General features: G+C 64.1%; 22 protein-coding genes and 1 tRNA gene. 19 read left to right on the top strand and 4 right to left on the bottom strand.

Annotated elements, in window-relative coordinates; all coding sequences use genetic code 11:
* Positions 1-30: 30 nt before the first annotated feature.
* The 4 genes from AC27GT_RS08355 to cycA all read right to left on the bottom strand — a co-directional run bounded on the left by AC27GT_RS08355 (position 31) and on the right by cycA (position 2,237).
* Positions 31-106 (bottom strand) — tRNA-Lys (locus tag AC27GT_RS08355).
* Between the two features lie 70 nt (positions 107-176).
* Complete coding sequence (locus AC27GT_RS08360; RefSeq protein WP_015717983.1) at positions 177-788, bottom strand: thiamine diphosphokinase; 612 nt, start codon at positions 786-788, stop codon at positions 177-179.
* Positions 785-1,735, bottom strand: coding sequence for an ABC transporter ATP-binding protein (locus tag AC27GT_RS08365; RefSeq protein ID WP_054392190.1), 951 nt, complete (start codon positions 1,733-1,735; stop codon positions 785-787). The genes AC27GT_RS08360 and AC27GT_RS08365 overlap by 4 nt, the downstream gene beginning before the upstream one ends.
* Positions 1,736-1,790: 55 nt before the next feature.
* Positions 1,791-2,237, bottom strand: coding sequence for a cytochrome C-552 (gene cycA, locus AC27GT_RS08370; protein ID WP_487223923.1), 447 nt, complete (start codon positions 2,235-2,237; stop codon positions 1,791-1,793).
* 229 nt (positions 2,238-2,466) lie between these two features.
* On the opposite strand from cycA, the gene AC27GT_RS08375 reads away from it, so the two are divergent.
* From AC27GT_RS08375 to AC27GT_RS08465, 19 genes are all read left to right on the top strand, one after another.
* Positions 2,467-2,901, top strand: coding sequence for a SoxW family protein (locus AC27GT_RS08375; protein WP_038031190.1), 435 nt, complete (start codon positions 2,467-2,469; stop codon positions 2,899-2,901).
* A complete protein-coding gene (gene soxY, locus AC27GT_RS08380) occupies positions 2,894-3,346 on the top strand; it encodes a thiosulfate oxidation carrier protein SoxY (RefSeq protein ID WP_015717979.1) in 453 nt (150 codons plus the stop codon). Before AC27GT_RS08375 ends, soxY begins: the two co-directional genes overlap by 8 nt.
* An 11-nt stretch (positions 3,347-3,357) precedes the next feature.
* Positions 3,358-3,684 (top strand): thiosulfate oxidation carrier complex protein SoxZ, encoded by a 327-nt coding sequence (soxZ, locus tag AC27GT_RS08385; protein ID WP_487223924.1) that lies wholly within the window; start codon positions 3,358-3,360, stop codon positions 3,682-3,684.
* 53 nt (positions 3,685-3,737) lie between these two features.
* The gene (soxA, locus tag AC27GT_RS08390) at positions 3,738-4,520 is read left to right on the top strand and encodes a sulfur oxidation c-type cytochrome SoxA (protein ID WP_487223925.1); all 783 of its coding nucleotides are present in this window, start codon (positions 3,738-3,740) and stop codon (positions 4,518-4,520) included.
* 10 nt (positions 4,521-4,530) lie between these two features.
* Complete coding sequence (gene soxX / locus AC27GT_RS08395) at positions 4,531-5,109, top strand: sulfur oxidation c-type cytochrome SoxX (RefSeq protein ID WP_487223926.1); 579 nt, start codon at positions 4,531-4,533, stop codon at positions 5,107-5,109.
* Entirely contained in the window at positions 5,106-6,827 is a 1,722-nt protein-coding gene (soxB, locus tag AC27GT_RS08400; RefSeq protein WP_487223927.1) for a thiosulfohydrolase SoxB, read from the top strand. Before soxX (AC27GT_RS08395) ends, soxB begins: the two co-directional genes overlap by 4 nt.
* Positions 6,824-7,387 (top strand): sulfur oxidation c-type cytochrome SoxX, encoded by a 564-nt coding sequence (gene soxX / locus AC27GT_RS08405; protein WP_038031180.1) that lies wholly within the window; start codon positions 6,824-6,826, stop codon positions 7,385-7,387. The genes soxB and soxX (AC27GT_RS08405) overlap by 4 nt, the downstream gene beginning before the upstream one ends.
* 3 nt (positions 7,388-7,390) lie before the next feature.
* Positions 7,391-8,194, top strand: coding sequence for a sulfur oxidation c-type cytochrome SoxA (soxA, locus tag AC27GT_RS08410; protein WP_015717973.1), 804 nt, complete (start codon positions 7,391-7,393; stop codon positions 8,192-8,194).
* Between the two features lie 2 nt (positions 8,195-8,196).
* Positions 8,197-8,643, top strand: a complete 447-nt coding sequence (locus AC27GT_RS08415; protein ID WP_038031178.1) for a rhodanese-like domain-containing protein — start codon at positions 8,197-8,199, stop codon at positions 8,641-8,643.
* Positions 8,640-9,491, top strand: a complete 852-nt coding sequence (locus AC27GT_RS08420; protein ID WP_487223928.1) for a translation initiation factor 2 — start codon at positions 8,640-8,642, stop codon at positions 9,489-9,491. Before AC27GT_RS08415 ends, AC27GT_RS08420 begins: the two co-directional genes overlap by 4 nt.
* Positions 9,492-9,518: 27 nt before the next feature.
* Positions 9,519-10,808 (top strand): FAD-dependent oxidoreductase, encoded by a 1,290-nt coding sequence (locus AC27GT_RS08425; RefSeq protein WP_487223929.1) that lies wholly within the window; start codon positions 9,519-9,521, stop codon positions 10,806-10,808.
* A 65-nt stretch (positions 10,809-10,873) separates the two neighbouring features.
* Positions 10,874-12,157 (top strand): sulfite dehydrogenase, encoded by a 1,284-nt coding sequence (gene soxC / locus AC27GT_RS08430; RefSeq protein ID WP_487223930.1) that lies wholly within the window; start codon positions 10,874-10,876, stop codon positions 12,155-12,157.
* Positions 12,150-12,698 carry a c-type cytochrome gene (locus AC27GT_RS08435; protein ID WP_487223931.1) on the top strand — a complete coding sequence of 183 codons (549 nt, stop codon included), beginning with the start codon at positions 12,150-12,152 and terminating at the stop codon, positions 12,696-12,698. Before soxC ends, AC27GT_RS08435 begins: the two co-directional genes overlap by 8 nt.
* 9 nt (positions 12,699-12,707) lie before the next feature.
* Positions 12,708-13,376, top strand: a complete 669-nt coding sequence (ccdA, locus tag AC27GT_RS08440) for a cytochrome c biogenesis protein CcdA (protein WP_487223932.1) — start codon at positions 12,708-12,710, stop codon at positions 13,374-13,376.
* 77 nt (positions 13,377-13,453) lie between these two features.
* Positions 13,454-14,023 (top strand): ABC transporter ATP-binding protein, encoded by a 570-nt coding sequence (locus tag AC27GT_RS08445; protein WP_038031175.1) that lies wholly within the window; start codon positions 13,454-13,456, stop codon positions 14,021-14,023.
* Entirely contained in the window at positions 14,020-14,742 is a 723-nt protein-coding gene (locus AC27GT_RS08450) for a heme exporter protein CcmB (RefSeq protein WP_015717965.1), read from the top strand. The genes AC27GT_RS08445 and AC27GT_RS08450 overlap by 4 nt, the downstream gene beginning before the upstream one ends.
* A 71-nt stretch (positions 14,743-14,813) precedes the next feature.
* The gene (gene ccsA / locus AC27GT_RS08455; protein WP_219760111.1) at positions 14,814-15,500 is read left to right on the top strand and encodes a cytochrome c biogenesis protein CcsA; all 687 of its coding nucleotides are present in this window, start codon (positions 14,814-14,816) and stop codon (positions 15,498-15,500) included.
* 91 nt (positions 15,501-15,591) lie between these two features.
* Entirely contained in the window at positions 15,592-16,020 is a 429-nt protein-coding gene (ccmE, locus tag AC27GT_RS08460; protein WP_015717963.1) for a cytochrome c maturation protein CcmE, read from the top strand.
* Complete coding sequence (locus AC27GT_RS08465; protein WP_015717962.1) at positions 16,017-17,948, top strand: heme lyase CcmF/NrfE family subunit; 1,932 nt, start codon at positions 16,017-16,019, stop codon at positions 17,946-17,948. Before ccmE ends, AC27GT_RS08465 begins: the two co-directional genes overlap by 4 nt.
* Positions 17,949-17,951: the final 3 nt, after the last annotated feature.

The following is a 17,951-nucleotide window of genomic DNA, read 5'->3' on the forward strand; positions in this document are numbered from 1 at the left end:
AAAACCCCCGGGGAAGGCCCCGGGGTTCCGTGGTGGGCCGCACAGGACTCGAACCTGTAACCCACCGATTAAGAGTCGGTTGCTCTACCGGTTGAGCTAGCGGCCCAAGGTGTGCACGGCGTCGGCCTTGACGCCAAAAGCCAGTGTAGCCTTCCCTCAAGGCTCTGTCAAGGCGGCTAGAACAGGTAAAGCACCGCCCGTCCCCTTTCCACCCGCACCCGGATGGGCCCGAGGGCCTGGTTTTCCAGGGTGAGGGTGGTGGCCTTGAGGGAGGTGAGGGGAAGGTTCCAGCAGGCTCCTTCCACGGCCAAGGTGGCCTCGGGGAAGGGCAGGAGGCTGAAGGAACTCCCCTTTTCCAGGGGGAAGGCGTGGAGTCCAGCAAGGAGGGGGAAGGCCCGGGTAAGCCCGTCGGTGAGTTCTACCCTCACCCCCTTTTCCGCCAGCAGAAAGGCCAGCTCCAGGTGGGCCAGGGTGTGGTCCAGGCGGCCCCCAATGCCCCCTAGGAGGAGGACTTCCTCGGCCCCCAGTTCCAGGGCTTTTCGCACCAGGGCTTCGCCGTCCGTCAGGTCCTTATCCCGGGGAAGCACCTCCTTGGGGGCGGGAAGGATTTGCTGGAGCCAAGGGGGGCTTGAGTCGAAGTCGCCAAGCCATAGTTCCAAGGGAAGCCCCAGGGCCAGGGCGTGCCGTCCACCGGAGTCCGCCGCCAGGAGGCGGAGGTCCCTTAGGCGTTCCCGCAAAGCCTCCGTCACCAGGAGGGGGCCGCCTAGGAGAAGGGCGAAGCGCCTCATCCCTCCAAGGGTACCGCCTGGGAAAGATCCAGGTGGAGGTGGACCTGGGCTCCCTCCGGGGGGCCTTCCAGGGCCTCGAGGTAAAGCCGCACCTTCCCAAGCCGCACCCAAAGCCCCACCCTGTTTCCGAAGAAAAGCCGTTCCTCCACCACCCCTGGCTGCCCCCCTCCCAGGCGGAGGGCTTTGGGCAGAAGAAGGTGGGGTTTGGCAGGCAAGCCCAGGGCCTGGCTTTCCTCCGGGGAGAGGAGGTTCTTGTGCCCGAGGAAGCGGGCGGTCCAGAGGTCCTTGGGCCTTGCGTACACCTCTTCCGGAAGCCCCACCTGCACGAGCCTTCCCTGACGCAGGAGGGCTACCCGGTGGGCCAGGAGGAAGGCCTCCCCCTGGTCGTGGGTGACCACCAGGGTGGTCACCCCTTCCGCCCGGAGGGTCCTGCGCAAAAAGAAGAGGAGCTCCTCCCGTAGCCTCAAGTCCAGGGCTCCCAGGGGCTCGTCCAGGAGGAGAAGCCGTGGCCTTGGCGCCAGGGCCCGGGCCAGGGCTACCCGTTGCTGTTCTCCCCCGGAAAGCTCCTGGGGTCGTTTTTGGGCATGAGGGGTGAGCTCCATGCGCTCAAGGAGCTCCTTCACCCGTGCTTCCCGCTCCTTCCCGGGCCAGCGGGCCTCCACCAGGCCAAAGGCGATGTTTTCCGCCACGGTGAGGTGGGGGAAGAGGGCATAGTCCTGGAAAAGAAACCCTACCCCCCGCCTTTCCGGGGGCAGGGGGGTGAGGTCCTGCCCGCGGAAGCGCACGAAACCCCGGTCGGGGGAAAAGAGGCCAGCGATGAGCTTCAGCAGGGTGCTTTTTCCGCTACCCGAGGGTCCCAGGAGGGCCAGGACCTCCCCTTCCCGAACGGTGAGGTCCAGGGCCAGTTGGAATCCCGGGAAGCGCTTCTCCAGGGCAAGCTCCAGCACCCCTCCATTAAAACAAGGAACCCGGGGCACGCCCCGGGTTCCTTGCGGGCCCGCCTTACTTCAGACCCAGCTTCTTGCGCTCCTCCAGCACCTGCTGGGGAGTGAGCTTCTTTTCCCGCAGGGCCTTGACCTCGGCGGCGGTGAAGGGCTTGAAGCCCTGGACCTTCTTGTCGTCGCCCCAGGCGGTGGCGATGTGGTTGAGAAGGGCGGCGATCTCCTCGTCCTTGAGCTGGCCAAAGGCAGGCATCGCCCCGTTGTACTTCATGCCCTTCACCTCAATCGAGCCCTGGAGGCCCCAGAGGAGCACCTTGATCAGGTACTCCCGTCCGCCCTGCTTGCTCAGGATATCGGACACGTGCCCGGCCAGGGGCGGGAAGGCCCCGGGGAGCCCCTGCCCGTTGGCCTGGTGGCATCCCGCGCACTGGCTGAAAAGCTTGGCGCCGTCTGCCTGGGCGAAGGCCAGGCTGCCGATAAGGAGGAGAGCCGTTAGGGTCCGCTTCATCTTTACCCTCCGGGGTATCAGGGTATTTTGTCCCTGGCTCCTTGTCAAGGCCTCTAATGAAGCCAAATCTTTAGCCATTCTTAAGGGTATAGTCCCGGGGGGTACAGGGGAGGGGCCTTCATAAGTGAGTTTTTATGAAAAGAAGGTTACGTGTCAGAGGAGCTTGACATTGCCCCGGTGGGGGTGCTAGGGTACAAATGTCCTTGGGTGTACCCAGGCGGTGTATAAGATGTACGCATACCGGGTACTTTGGTCCCTAGCCCTACTCGCCCTGGCCGCGGCCTGGGCGGCTCCGGACTTTGGCCGGTGGTATCCCTATGGCATGGCGCTGAACTTGGCCCAGAGCCACGGGCGGGTGGTGATGGTGTACTTTCACTCTCCTCACTGCCCCTATTGCGACCAGATGAACACCTTCGTCCTCTCCGATCCCCAGGTAAGTAGCTTCCTGGAGGACCGGTTCGTGGTGGCCTCCGTGGATACCGAAACCCCGGAGGGTCAGGAGCTTTCCCGGCGGTATCGGGTGCCGGGTACCCCAACCTTTGTCTTCCTCGTCTTCCGCAAGGGGGCGTGGGAAGAGGTGGGCCGGTTTTTTGGCAGCCGGCCCCGGGCGCAGTTCCTTTTGGAGCTGCGTCAGATCTGTGCCAAAGGAGGTGCGTGTGAATAGGCGAGCGTTTCTAAGGACCACTGGCGTAGCCCTCGGGGCCGTTGCCTTGGCGGGGCTTCCCGTAAGGGCGCAGGGTTTGGAGGGTGAGGATCTGGCCAACCTGGAGAAGGCCTTGCAGGCGGTGTTGGGCAAGGGGTTCAAGGATCTTACTCCCTCCAACGTCATCAAGCTCACCATGCCTGCCATTGCCGAAAGCGGGGCCAACGTTCCCGCCGAGGTGGAGGTGAACCTGCCCTCGAGCCAGGTGAAGGCCATCCACCTCTTCGCTGACAAGAACCCCACCCCGCACCTGGTGGCCTTTATGCCCATGAAGGCCCTGCCCTACTACGCCACCCGGGTGCGCTTGGCGGAAACCACGGCTATCCGGGCGGTGGTGGAGACGGCGGACGGCAAATTCCTTTTGGCATCGGCCAGCACCCGCGTGACTGTGGGTGGCTGCGGTTAAGGAGGTAGAAAATGGCCATTCGTACCATAGTTCGTTTGACCCCGGCCAAGCCCAAGGCGGGCGAGAACTTCAAGCTCCAGGTAGTGGCCCAGCATCCCAACGAGCCTGGCACCCGCCGGGATGCCGAGGGCAAGTTCATCCCCGCCAAGTACATCAACCAGGTGGAGGTCTACTTCGAGGGGGAGAAGGTGGCCGAGGCTAAGCCCGGTCCCTCCACCAGCGCCAACCCCCTTTACGGCTTCATGTTCAAGGCGGAAAAGGCGGGGACCTTTACCGTCAAGCTTAAGGATACCGACGGGGATACCGGCGAGGGCACGGTAAAGCTGGAGCTGGCCTAAGGGTGGCGCCCGGGGGTAACCCCGGGCGCCAGGCATGGTGCGGAGGTAAAGGTATGCTTCTACGGTCCTGGTGGATGGTGGGCGTGCTTTTCCTGCTTGGCCTGGTCTTGGCCCAGGGAGAGGTGGACCCGCGGGAGGAGGCCAAGAGGCAAAAGCAGCTCCTTTTGCAAACCGCGGGGATCCTGCCCACGGAGCTCATCGTGGAGCAGGGCAAGGAGCTCTTTAACCGCAAGGGGCCAAAGGGCAAGACCATGGCCGAGTGCGACTTTGGCCTGGGGAAGGGAGTTCTGGAAGGAGCGGCGGCCAGGCTACCCCGTTACTTCCTAGATACCAACAAGGTGGAGGACCTGGATAGCCGCATCGTCACCTGCATGACCCAGGTTCAGGGCTACCGGCCTGACCAGGTCAAGCGGCAGGAGGTGGTGGCCGTTGCCTTCTATATCGCCAGCTTCTCCACGGGCAAGCCCATCCAGGTGCGCCTTCTCTTCCCCCAGGAACGGGAGCTTTACGCCCTTGGGGAAAAGCTTTTCTACGCCCGCAGTGGGGCTCGGGACGTGGGTTGCGCCACCTGTCACGTGAGTTACGTGGGTCGGCGGGCGGGGGTGCTTCCCTATGCGGATGTCCTGGGCAAGGACAAGTCCTGGACCCACTGGCCTGCCTACCGTTACTCCAACGACCAGATCTGGACCATGCAGGACCGCATCCGGGCCTGCTACGGCAACATCGGCCATCCCCAGCCTGCTCTTTACTCCCTGCCCATCCTAGCCCTCGAGCTTTTCATGGCCTACCAGAATAACGGGGCGGTGGTGGAGGAGTGGCCGGCTTTCGTGCGGTGAGGAGGCGGCGATGAAGGTAAAGAAGCTTATCCCCATCCTTTTGGCTGCGCCCCTGGTGGTGGCCCTGGCCCAGTCGTACTTTAGCCCTTCCGAGCTAGAGGCCATCAAGACGGGTGGCAAGACCTACGCGGATGTCTTCCTTAATCAGCGTCCGGACCAGGCCCTTTGCTCCATCCACCGCAACCGCCTGCCCGGCGATCTTCTCCCCAAGTTCCTCGAGGAGCAGCGGGCCCTCATCAAGTACCCGGCGAACGGCAAGCTCATGGGGGACTGGAAGAAGGGCGGGGCCATCTTCAACAACCTGCAGAAGGCCAACTGCTTCTCCTGCCACTTTGGCTCCCCGGTGCACCTGGGCGGGGACGTGGGGCCCAGCCTGGAGAAATACGGGCTCAAGCGGGGCCAGTCCGAGGCGGTCCAGCGCTACACCTACGAGGTCATCTACAACTCTTGGGCTTATTTCCCCTGCACGGTCATGTACCGCTTCGGGGCCCAGGGGCTTTTGACCCCCGAGGAGATCGCAGACGTGGTGGCCTACCTGTTGGATCCGGAAAGCGACTTCAACACCAAGCCGGCGGTGGGGTCTAAATGAACCGAAGGGAGCTGCTTTTTTGGCTTTCCGTCCTAGGAGGGCTTGGGCCCAAGGCTTTGGCCCAGGTTCTGGAGAATCCTTCCCGCCTCTATGACCTTCCCCCTTACGGCAACGCCACCCTTCTCTACTTCTCCGACCTCCACGGCCAGGCCTTCCCCCACTACTTCATGGAGCCTCCTAACCTCATCCCCCCTAAGCCCCTTATGGGGAGGCCTGGCTACCTCACTGGGGAGGCCATCCTGCGCTACTACGGGGTGGAGCGGAAGACCCCCTTGGCCTACCTGCTCAGCTACCTGGACTTCGTGGAGCTGGCCAAGGCCTTCGGTCCCATCGGGGGTCTGAGCGCCCTCACCGCCCTTATCCGCAGGCAAAAGGCCCAGGTGGAGGCCGAGGGGAGCAAGGCCCTGGTGTTGGACGGGGGGGATACCTGGACCAACTCCGGTCTTTCCCTCCTCACCCAGGGAGAGGCCATCGTGGACTGGCAGAACCTCGTCGGGGTGGACCACATGGTCTCCCACTGGGAGTGGACCCTAGGGCGGGAGCGGGCCGAGGCACTCTTCAAGAAGCTTAAGGGCGAGCACCTTTCCTACAACGTGGTGGATGAGCTTTTCGGCGACCCCCTTTACCCTGCCTACCGGATTCACCAAATGGGCCGCTACGCCTTGGCCGTGGTGGGGGCCACCTATCCCTACGTGAAGGTTTCCCACCCCGAGGAGTTCACGGAAGGCCTTTCCTTTGCCCTGGATGTGCGCCGCTTGCAGGAGGCCGTGGATCAGGCTCGGGCCGAGGGGGCGGATGCCGTGGTGCTTCTCTCCCACAACGGCCTCCAGCTGGACGCCGCCTTGGCGGAGCGGGTGAAGGGCATTGACCTCATCCTTTCCGGGCACACCCACGACCTCACCCCTTCCCCCTGGCGGGTGGGCAAGACCTGGATCGTGGCGGGAAGCGCGGCCGGCAAGGCCCTGATGCGGGTGGACCTGGAGCTTTTCAAGGGGGGTATTGCCAACCTCCGGCTCAGGATCCTGCCGGTTCTGGCCCGTCATCTCCCGGGGGCTCCCGACGTGGAGGCCTTCCTGGAAAAGACCCTGGCTCCCCACCGGCAGCACCTTTTCGAGCCCCTGGCGGTTTCCGAATCCCTGCTTTACAAGCGGGACACCCTTTACTCCACCTGGGATGAGCTGGTGGGGCAGGCGGTGAAGGCTCTTTATCCCGAAGTGGACCTGGTCTTCAGCCCGGCGGTGCGCTGGGGTACCACTATCCTTCCCGGCCAGGCCATCACCCGGGACCACCTCTACGCCTACCTGGGCTTTACCTACCCCGACCTTTACCTCTTCTGGCTACGGGGGGAGCAGATCCGGAACACCCTGGAGGATATCGCCAGCAACGTCTTTACCCCCGATCCCTTCTACCAGCAGGGCGGGGACGTGAGCCGGGTTTACGGCCTCTGCTACGTGCTGGACCCCGATGCCCCCGTCGGCAAGCGCATCCGGGAGGTGGAGGTGGGCGGCAAGCCCCTGGATCCCAATCGCCGGTACCTGGCGGCCTCCTATGGGGGAAGGCTCCAGCGGGTGGGGGAGGCCAAGGCGGGGTACGAGCCCAGGCCCATCTACCAGGTCCTCGAGGAGTACCTCAAAGCCGCTGGGCGCATAAGGGTTTTGCCCAAGCCCAACGTGCGCGTGTTGGGACGTAACTACCGTGTGCCGGAGGTGAGTTCATGACCAAAAAGGCGTCAATTTTGTTAGTTTCGGTGGTCATCTTGGGGCTTGGCCTCACCCAGGTGAGTCCCTTTAGGGCCCGCTTTGAGGCGGCTTTGCATGCGGGCGGCCACGAGTTTGCCAAGGTGATGCTCTCCCAGGACAAAGGGCAGGCCCTTTGCTCCCAGTACCGGGATAAGCTTCCCCCGGATCTCATCCCGACTTTCCTGGCGGAGCAGAAGGCCCTCATCAAGTACCCGGCAAACGGCAAGCTCATGGGAGACTGGAAAAACGGGGAGAAGGTCTTCACCGATCCCAAGCGGGGTAACTGCTACGCCTGCCACGCCGGGGTCGCCAGCGAGGTGGCCCACGGCACCATGGGGCCGAGCCTGACCAACTATGGGCAGCGGGGCACCTCGGAGGCGGTGGTGCGCTACACCTACGAGAAGATCTTCAACGCCTGGGCCTTCGTGCCCTGCTCCCTGATGTACCGTGGCGGGGTGCACGGCCTCTTTACCCCGGAGGAAACCGCCGACCTGGTGGCCTTTCTTCTGGACCCCGAGTCCCCCATCAACCGGAGGTGAGCCGTGAAGAGAAGGAATCGCTTAGTTTTCCTGGGTGTGCTGGCCTTGGGGGCCTTGGCGGGCTTGGGGGCCTATACGCAGCAGCAAAAGCCCCTGGATCCCTTTGAGGAGGCCATGCGCCAGCGGCAGATGTACCTGGAGACCTTCGGCGTGCTCCCGGGGGATCTTTTTGTGGAGGAGGGGAAGGAGCTCTTCTTCCGCAAGGGGCCAAGCGGCAAGACCCTGGAGGAGTGCGACTTCGGCAAGGGGAAGGGAGTTTTGGAGGGAGTCTACGCCATCCTTCCCAAGTACTTCTCCGACAGCAAGCGGGTGGAGGACCTGGAAACCCGGGTGTACACCTGCATGCAGACCGTACAGGGGTACAAGCCGGCGGAGATCAAACGGGACGAGGTTAGGGCCATCACCACCTACATCGCTTCCTTCTCCTCCAAGGCCAAGATCCAGGTGGTGCCCAAGCACCCGGCGGAGCTGGCCATGTACAACCTGGGGCGGGAGCTTTGGTACACCCGCGCCGGGGCCCGGGACATGAGCTGCGCCATCTGCCACGACCAGTATGCCGGCCAGAGGGTACGGCTTTCCCCGGTGCGGAGCCCCAAGCAGGGTCTGGGCAATGAGTGGCCCGCCTACCGCTTTGAGGAGGACCGGCTCTACACCATGGAGGACCGCATCAACTTCTGCTACGAATCCATCGCCATTCCCAAGCCGGAGTTCTACTCGGATGTCCACATCGCCCTGACCGTGTACATGCTGGCCGAGGCCACCAAGGCTGGGCACTCCTTTGAGGAGCTGCCCTTCTTCACCCGCTAGCCATGCGCCGCCGCCACCTCCTTGCCCTTCTTCCCCTCCTTCCCCTGGCCCGGGCCCAGGGGGGAGGGGGGGCGGGGGGGGACTGGGTGAAGGCCTTTGGGGAGTTCCTCAAGCGCGTGCCCCCCGCCAGCTATCTGGTGTATCCCACCGAGGCCAAGGACCTCCTCCTCTTTGATCCCTTTATCCTGGACGTGCGCACGGAGGAGGAGCGGAAGAAGGGGTATATACCGGGTTCGGTGCACATCTACGCCGGCCAGGTGCCCGATCGCCTTCATGAGCTACCCAAGGACAAGGAGGCCCTGATCCTGGTCTACTGCAACTCGGGAAGCGTTTCGGCGGTGGTGGCCGCATATTTGCAAGCGCTTGGCTACAAGAATGCCAAGAACATCGCTCACGGCTTTAAGGGCTGGCTGGACGCCGGCCTGGAAGTGGAAGGAGGTTCGCAATGAGGAAGCTTTTGGCTTTGGTGGCCCTTTTGGGGTTGGGTTTGGCGCAGTCTTTGGTGGTGGAGGTTAAAGGCTCCCTGGAAGAGGTGGAGGCCAAGACCCTCTCCGCCCTGAAGTCCGTGGGCCTCGAGGCAGACCGGGTTCTAAACCTGGGGGAGCAGGTGCGGCAGGTGACGGGCCCGGGTTTCCCCGAGTACCGCCTGGTGGTGCTGAAGCCGGATAAGGGAAGCATTGAGGCGGTTTCCAAAAACCCCATGGCCGCCATCGTCCTGCCTCCCACGGTCTTCATCACCGGCCAGGGGAACAGCTTCACGGTGGGCACCTTTGACGGGCGCCTCCTCTTCTCCATGCTCCAGGTGTACGGGGGTGAGGTGGAGCGGTTGGTGTGGCGCCTCGAGGCGGCCCTGGGAAGGCTTGGCATCGTGAAGCGCCTGCCTCCCGCCATGATGCCCGATCCCGCTAGCGGCATGATGCCCGCCCTCATGTACCGGGTGCCCTCCGCCAAGGTGGAGGATGTGGTGCTCATGGTGGAAACGGAGCTCACCTCCAACGGGCTTAACCTTCTCCCCAACGTAAAGGTGGGCCCGGTGACCGTAATCATGCCCTGCAAGAGCGAATGGGCCCGGATCATGTTCCTCACCCAGCCTGCGGGAGGCTTCGCCGCTCCTTGCCGCTTCTTCGCCATGCAGATGGGCAATGACGTCCTGGTGGGTGCCATCGAGCCCATGCTCATGACCATCATGCCCGGAGTGATGGGCACGCCGGCGGTGCCCATGCTTCAGGAAGCCCGCCAGGTCATGAGCCAGATCCTGGAAGCCACGGGCGGGACTCCTTACCGCCCTGGCCAATAAGAGGCTGGTCAAGAAGAGGGAGGGAGTATGAGCAAGGTTAGTCGGCGTCAGGTGTTGAAGACGGGGGCAGCCTTGGCCGCTGCCGGGGCGATCTCGAGCCCAGCTTTCGCCCAGGAGTTCTACAGCCGTCCGGCCACCCTTCTCCCCCGCACCCGCAAGCCGCGGGTGGTGGTGATCGGGGGCGGCTGGGGTGGCACCACGGTGGCCCGGAAGCTGGTCCAGTCCGGGGTGGATGTGGAGGTGGTGCTCATCGAGCAGAAGCCCATCTTCATGTCCTGTCCCATGTCCAACCTCTTCCTGGCCGGGGTCAAGCCCCTGGAGTGGCTGGTCTTTGACTACACCAACGTGGTCAAGGACGGGGTGATCTTTGTCCAGGAGAGGGTGTTGGACATCAACCGGGACCGCCGCCTGGTGCGGACCGCTGGTGGGTACATCGGTTACGACTACCTGGTCCTGGCCCCGGGCATCGATTACATGTACGAGGCCATCCCCGGCTACGCCGAGGTGAAGCACCTCATGCCCGTGGGCTTCAAGCCCTTCGAGCACATCGCCCTCAGGAGGCTTCTGGACCAGTTTGACGAAACCGGTGGGGAACTGGTCATGTACATCCCCAACCCTCCCTACCGCTGCCCCCCGGGGCCCTACGAGCGGGCGGCCATGCTGGCCTGGCGGCTTAAGACCAAGGGAGTTAAGGGGAAGCTTATCGTTTTGGACGCCAACCCTCAGCCTGTTTCCAAGGCCCCGGGCTTCCTGGCTGCCTACAACGAGCTTTACAAGGACTACCTGGAGTACGTGCCCAACACTCGGATCACCGGCCTGGACTACGGGAAGAAGGTGGTGAAGACGGAGCTCGGGGACGTGCCCTTCACCGTGGCCGACATCATTCCGCCCATGAAGGCGGGGGAGCTGGTGCGCACCGCGGGCCTGGGGGAGCGCTGGGCCAACGTGAAGGTCCCCTACTTCCTCTCGGAGAAGGACGACCGCGTCTACCTGGTGGGGGACATTACCGGGAACACCCCTTACCCCAAGAGCGGGATGGTGGCCTACGTTTCCGGCACCATCGTGGCCCGGCACCTGGCAGAACGGCTTAAAGGTAAGCCCTTGGCGGAGATTCCCCCGGAGCTTCCCCACAACATCTGCTACTCCTTCGTGGACAAGGAGGAGGCTATCTGGGTGGCGGCCAACTACTCCTGGGACGAGGCGGCCAAGCAGATCAAGTCCCAGGGCTCCGTGGACAACCAGCGCTCGGCGGCCAACGGCACCGCTGCCATCGGCTGGGCCACGGGGCTTTGGAACGACATGTTCGGCCCGGCCTAAGGGTTTTCCCCCGCCCCCATTGGGGGCGGGGTTTTTTGTAGTCTAGAAATACCATAGGAGGGTATATGGACCGAAGGAAGTTCTTCCGGCTCTTGGGTGCAGGAGGCGTGCTGGGCCTCCTTAAGGCCAGGGCCCAGACGCCCCCTTGGGACGAGGAAACCTTTGCCCCCATGAAGACCCTGGGGGCTCCCCTTTCCGAGTACGGCCAAAGGAGCCCCTTTGAGGAGGGAGTGGTGCGCTACATCTCCCCCAACCTGCGCACCCGCCACTCCGGGGCCGACTTCGCTCCCCTGGAGAAGCTGGACGGGGTCATCACCCCCAACGGCCTCCACTTTGAGCGGCATCACGGAGGGGTGCCCCAGGTGGATCCGGCCAAGTACCGCCTGGTGATTCACGGGATGGTGGAAAGGCCCTTGGTCTTCACCTTGGAGGACCTGAAACGCTTCCCCTCCGTGACCCGCACCTACTTCATTGAGTGCGCCGGAAACGGGCAAAACGGCTACCGCAACCCCCCGGACCCCAACCTCACCGCCACCCGAAGCCGGGGCCTGGCCTCCAACGCCAGCTGGACGGGGGTTCCCTTGGCTTTGCTCCTCAAGGAGGCGGGGGTGAAGCCCGGGGCCAAGTGGCTCATCCCCGAGGGCATGGATGCCGCCGCCTACACCCGCTCCCTGCCCCTGGAGAAGGCCATGGAGGACGTGCTGGTGGCCTACGCCCAAAACGGCGAGGCCTTGCGCCCCGAGCAGGGGTATCCCGTGCGCCTGGTGGTACCGGGCTGGGAGGGAAGCATCCAGGTGAAGTGGCTTAGGCGCATCCTGGTCACGGACCTTCCCGCCATGGCCAAGGATGAAACCAGCGAGTACACCGACGTGATGGCGGATGGTAAGGTGCTGGCCTTCACGTGGGTTATGGACCCCGAGTCCATCATCACCTACCCCTCGGGCTTGCAGCAGATCAAGCCGGGCTTCCACGAGATCCGCGGCCTGGCCTGGAGCGGGTACGGGCGGATCACCAAGGTGGAGATCTCCTTCGACGAGGGGAAGACCTGGCGCCAGGCCACCCTGGAACCCCCGGTGGAGCGCTACGCCTTCGTGCGCTTCAAGATGCCCTGGCACTGGGATGGCAAGGAGGTGGTCCTCTGGAGCCGGGCCTGGGACGAGAAGGGGAACACCCAGCCCACCCGGGAGGAGTTCTTCAAGAAGTGGGGCAGGAACAACCGCTACCACTACAACGCCATCCAGGCCTGGCGCATCCTGCCCGACGGCCGGGTGGTGAACGGGGATAGGCCCTTGGGCCAGCAGGCGTTTGGACCCGTGGGGGGTTGCGACGGGGAGGTGTTCGATGGCTAAGCGCATCCTGGTTCTTTTGGCCCTTTTGGGCTTGGCGGTGGGAGCCCGGTACAACCTGGGCACCCCTATCTCCGAGGAACTGGCAGCCCAGTACGACCTTAGGCCGGTGGTTCTCCCCGACGGCCGGGGGCTTCCCCCGGGGGAGGGGAGGGTGGAGGAAGGGGAGCGGATCTATGCGGAAAAGTGTGCCTCCTGCCATGGGGCCCGGGGGGAGGGGTACCCCTTCAACCGGCTGGTGGCCGAGCCCTTCCCCATCACCCCTGCCACCGAGCCAGCGGAGTTTGCCATCGGCAACTACTGGCAGTACGCCACCACCCTTTACGACTACATCCGGCGGGCCATGCCCTTTGGGGCTGAAGGTACGCTTACCAATGAGGAGGTTTACCACCTGGTGGCTTTCCTCCTCTACATGAACGGGATCATAGATGCCCACGAGCCCATCAACCAGAAGACCCTGCCCCAGGTGAGGATGCCCGCTCGGGAGCTTCTGGATCTGGACCCTGAGACCAAGCGCCGTTTTCCCTGGCTCACCTTGCCCTAGGATAGAGGCATGAGCGTTTCTCTGGCAGCGGCCTTTCTGGCGGGGGTGCTCTCCTTCCTCTCCCCTTGCGTCCTTCCCCTGGTGCCCACCTACCTTTTCTACCTGGGGGGAGAGCGGGGGCGCCCCCTTTTCAACGCCCTTTTCTTTGTGCTGGGCTTCGGGGTGGTTTTTTTCCTCCTGGGTTTGCCCTTTACCCTGGTGGGCGGACTTCTGTTTGAGCACCGCCAGACCCTGGCCCGGGTGGGGGGGGTGATCCTGATCCTCTTCGGCCTGTACATGCTGGGCCTGAGGCCCAGGTGGGGGGTGAACCTCCGCTACGAGGGGGAAACGGGGCGCCCCCTGGGGGCTCTGCTCCTGGGAGCCAGCCTGGGCTTGGGCTGGACCCCTTGCATCGGGCCCATCCTGGGGGCCATCCTTACCCTGACGGCGGTGGGGGGTGGGGTGGGGCTTCTTTTGGCCTATATCCTGGGCCTGGCGGTGCCCTTTTTGTTGGTGGCCCTTTTCGCTGACCGGCTTAAGGGGTGGCTGAGGAGGGCCGGGCGGCTTTCCCACTACGTGGAGTTGCTGGCGGGGGTGGTGCTCCTGGTAGTGGGGATTTTGCTTGTCACGGGGACCTACACCGCCTTGAACTCCTTTTTCCTCCGGATTACGCCGGAGTGGCTGCAGAAGAACTTGTAGGGGTGAGGGAACCTCGGGGGTCTTTTCCTCTAAGAGGGACGAATGGCCCCCGAGGATACCCCTAAACTGGTATAGGCATGTTGCTTCGCTTGCAGGGGATCTCCAAGCGCTTCGGCCGGGACTGGGTGGTCCGGGACCTTTCCTTTACCCTGGAGCGGGGGGAAGTGGTGGCCCTCTTGGGGCCCAACGGCTCGGGGAAGACCACCCTCTTGCGCCTCATGGCCGGGCTTCTCAAGCCCACCCGGGGGCAGGTGGAACGGGCGGGCAGGACCCTTTTCCTGCCCAACCCCCCGGCCTTCCACCGCCACCTTACCGCCCGGGAGCACCTCCTTTACGACCTGGCCTTCCACCACCAGGGCAAAGAACCTGAGGAAGCCCTGGATCGCTTTGGCCTGCCCGGGGACCTTCCCCTTTACGCCTTCTCCAGCGGCATGAAGAAGAGGCTCGCCTTGGCCCGGCTTACCCTTCTCTTCCCCGATATCTGGCTGTTGGACGAGCCCGAAACCGCCTTGGACAAAGGGGGGAGGGAGCTTCTTCTTGCCACCTTGGCCGAGGCCCGGAAGAAGGCAGGGGTGGTGCTGGCCACCCACGACCGCACCCTGGCCGAGCGGGTGGCGGACCGCACCCTGGAGCTGGGGGTGGCATGAAGCTTCCCGTGGAAGGGTGGCCCGAGGCTGCCGAGCAGGGTAGGGTAGGGGTGGTGCGCCGGGTGGTCTTGCTGGCCTTAAGGGATCTTCGCCTCGAGGTGCGCGACCGCTCGGGGCTTCTTTCCATCCTGGCCTTTTTTGCGGTGATGCTCTTCATCATGGCCTTGGCCTTGGGGCCGGAGGAGGAGCCCTTGCGCCGGGCTGCCCCCGGGGTGCTTTGGGTGGCCTTGGCCTTCGGGAGCACCCTGCTTTCCACCCGGGCCTTTGCCCTCGAGGTGGAGGAGGGCACCTTGGACGACCTCCTCCTGGCTCCCGGGGGCAAGGAGTGGATCTACTTCGGCAAGCTTCTTTTCCAGATGCTCCTTCTCCTACCCCTGGCTGCCCTTGCCCTTTTGATGGCGGCGGGCCTCTTCTACCTGCCCCTGGAGCGCCTTTTCCCCCTCTTCCTGACCCTGGTCCTGGGGGTCTTGGGCTACGCCAGCGTGGCCACCTTTTACGCCGGTCTTCTGGCCCGGCTCCGGGGACGGGAGGTGCTTTTGCCCCTGCTCCTCTTCTCCTTGGTGGTCCCCGTGGTCCTGGCCTCGGTGCGGGCCACCACGGGCCTGGCGGAGGGCCTTCCCGTGGCGGAGATCTCCGATTGGTGGCAGCTTCTTTTGGTCTTTGATGTGGTCTACCTCACCGCCAGTGCCCTCCTTTTCCCGGTGGTTATGGAAGGTTAGGTTTGGCGGTATGGAGGCCACAGATTTTTAACCCTTCCCTTGGCTATGCTAGGGGTCATGGAGGTACAAGCATGCTGAAGGTTGCGCAACCCGACCGCCCGGACGCCCTCACCTGGGTTTTCCTGGGGCTGGGGCTTCTGCTTCTCCCCGTGGGGCTCTACCTGGCCCTTTCCGCTCCCCCCGACGTGAACCAGGGGTATCTGGCCCGCATCATGTACCTGCACGTGCCCGGGGCCTGGCTTGGCTATCTGGCCTTCTTCGTCACCTTCCTCTACTCCCTCCTCTACCTCTTCCGCCAGGATCCCCGCTACGACCGGGTGGCCAGCTCAAGCGCCGAGATCGGCCTGGTCTTCATGGGGCTGGCCCTGGTGACGGGGATGCTCTGGGCCCGGCCCACCTGGGGGGTCTACTGGACCTGGGAGCCCAGGCTCACCACCACCGCCATCCTCTTTGCCGTCTATGTGGGCTACTTTCTCCTCAGGGGGGCCATCGAGGACCCCGAGCTGAGGAGAAAGGCGGCGGCGGCGGTGGGCATTCTTGGCTTCATCAACGTGCCCATCAGCTACATGTCGGTGAAGTGGTGGCGGAGCCTGCACCAAACCCAGTCCATCGACCTCACCACGGGGAAGATCCACATGGACCCTGCCATGCTCCAGGCCCTCCTCTTCAACCTTTTCGTCTTCACCCTCCTCTACTTGGGCTTCGTGCGCTTCCGCTCCCTGTTGGCCGCCTTGGAGGCCAGGAAGGAGGAGGCATGAGCGAGGTCTTCGTCACCTGGGTCTACGCCCTCACCTACCTCACGGTCTTCGGTTACCTGGCCTACCTCTTCTGGCGCTACCGGAGGGCGAAATGAGGGCCAAGTACCTGATCGGACTCGGGGTCATCCTGGGAGCCTTGGCCTACCTCATCTTCGGCGGTCTGGGGCAGAACCTGGTCTACTTCCTCACCCCCTCCGAGTACCTGCAGGATCAGGGGCGCTACCAGAACCGTCCCGTGCGCCTGGGGGGCTTGGTCAAGCAGGGCACCGTGCACTACGACAAGGATCAGCTGGAGCTCCGCTTCATCCTCACCGATGGGGTGGCGGAGGTGCCCGTGGTGCACAAGGGCACGCCTCCGGGCATGTTCAAGGAGGGGCAGGGGGTGGTGGTGGAGGGCCGCTTCCGGGAAGGGGTCTTCCACGGCACCAACCTCCTGGTGAAACACTCCGAGACCTACCAGGCTCCCAAGGCGGGCTGGACTCCGGAGGAAGTGCGCAAGCTCATTGAGGAGGCCAAATGACCCCTGCTCTGCTGGGCAACCTGGGCGTCAGCCTGGCCCTGGCCTTTAGCCTTTTGGGCCTGGCTCTTTCCCTCCTCGCCTACCACCAGGGGGACGGGCGCTTCCTGACAGGGGCCAAGGCCTTGGTCCTTCCCGCCTTCCTGGCGGCCTTGACGGCCTTCTTGGCCCTGGAATGGGCCCTTCTCACCCACGACTTCAGCCTGGCCTACGTGGCCCGCAACCACTCCACCCAGGATCCCCTCTGGGTTACCCTGGTGACTCCCTGGGCGGCCCTCGAGGGGAGCATCCTCCTTTGGGGCCTGCTGCAAACCCTCTACACCCTTTTGGCCAGCCGCAAACCCCTGGACCCCTGGCGGGCTTCCTTGGTTTTGGCGGTACTTTTCGGCGTCCAGGTCTTCTTCTTCGGAGTGATGGCCACCATCGCCAGCCCCTTCCAAACCCTGCCCAACCCGCCAGCGGATGGCAATGGGCCCAACCCTCTCTTGCAGAACCATTGGATGATGGCCGTCCACCCGGTCCTCATGTACCTGGGCTTCGTGGGCCTGAGCGTGCCCTTCGCCTATGCGGTGGCGGCCATGGTGGTGCGTCGCTACCAGACCTGGGTGGGGGAGACCCGGTGGTGGACCCTGATCGCCTGGGGTTTCCTCACCGCCGGGAAGGTGGCGGGGATGTGGTGGAGCTACGAGGTCCTGGGCTGGGGTGGGTACTGGGCCTGGGACCCGGTGGAAAACGCCAGCTTCATCCCCTGGCTGTTGTCCACCGCCTTTTTGCACACCGCCATCGTCCAGGAGACCCGGGGGGCCTTTAAGGCCTGGAACTTCGCCTTTGTCACCCTGGCCTTCGCCGCCACGGTGCTGGGGACCTTCCTCACCCGGAGCGGGGTGATCCAGTCGGTCCACGCCTTTGCCGAGGGGCCGGTGGGGCCTGCCTTCCTGGGCTTCTTCCTCCTGGTTACTGGCTTGGGGCTTGGCCTTCTTTCCCGGGTCAGCCGGGAGGTGCGGGACACCGCGGTTTTCCGGCTCCTTTCCCGGGAAGGGGCCCTTCTCCTCGGGGCCTTTTTCTTCGCCGGATGGGCCTTGGTGGTGGTGCTCGGCACCTTCTATCCCCTTTTGGTGGAGGCCTTCACCGGGGCTAAGGTGAGCGTGGGGGCCCCTTTCTTCAACCAGGTTTCCGCTCCCATTGGGGTGGGTATCCTCCTCCTCATGGGGGTAGGGCCCATTTTGCCCTGGCGGAGGCCTAGGGCGGAGGTTTTCCGAAACCTCTACATGCTCCTGGCTGTCCTTCTCCTGGGTACCCTGCTTGGGCTTCTTCGGGGCTATACCTTCGGGGCTTCCCTGGCGGTGGGGCTTTTCCTCTACAACACCGCCGCCATCCTCCTCCTGGTGCGGGAGGGGGTGCTGGCCCGCCTTAGGGCAGGGCTTTCCCCCTGGGGATTTTTGGAAAACCGCAGGCGGGTGGGAAGCCTGTTGGTCCACTTCGCCGTGGCCCTCATGGGCCTCGGCATCGCCTTCAGCCAGACCTACCGCCTGGAAAGCGAGAAAACCCTCTACCGTGGGCAGGCCTGGGAGGTGGGCGGAGTGCGCATGGAGTTCCTGGGGGTGCGGGCCTTGGACGAGGGGAGGCGGTTTGCCGTGGAGGCTTCCTTGCGCACGGACCGCTTCGGGGAGGTGCGGCCAAGGCTTCACTTTTACCCGCAGATGAACTCCCCCTTACCGGCCCCCAAGGTGGTCTACACCCCGGGCAACGACTACTACTTCCTCCTCATGGACTTTGACCGGGAGAAGGGGGAGTGGGCCTCCATCCGCCTCATCGTTACCCCCCTGGTCTTCTGGATGTGGGTGGCGGGGGGGCTTCTGGCCCTGGGAACCCTGTACATCCTTTGGCCGGCGGCGGGGCGGGAGGAGGTTAAGGGGGTGAGCCCAGCGTGAGGT

Source organism: Thermus sp. KWY1 (assembly GCF_057547025.1).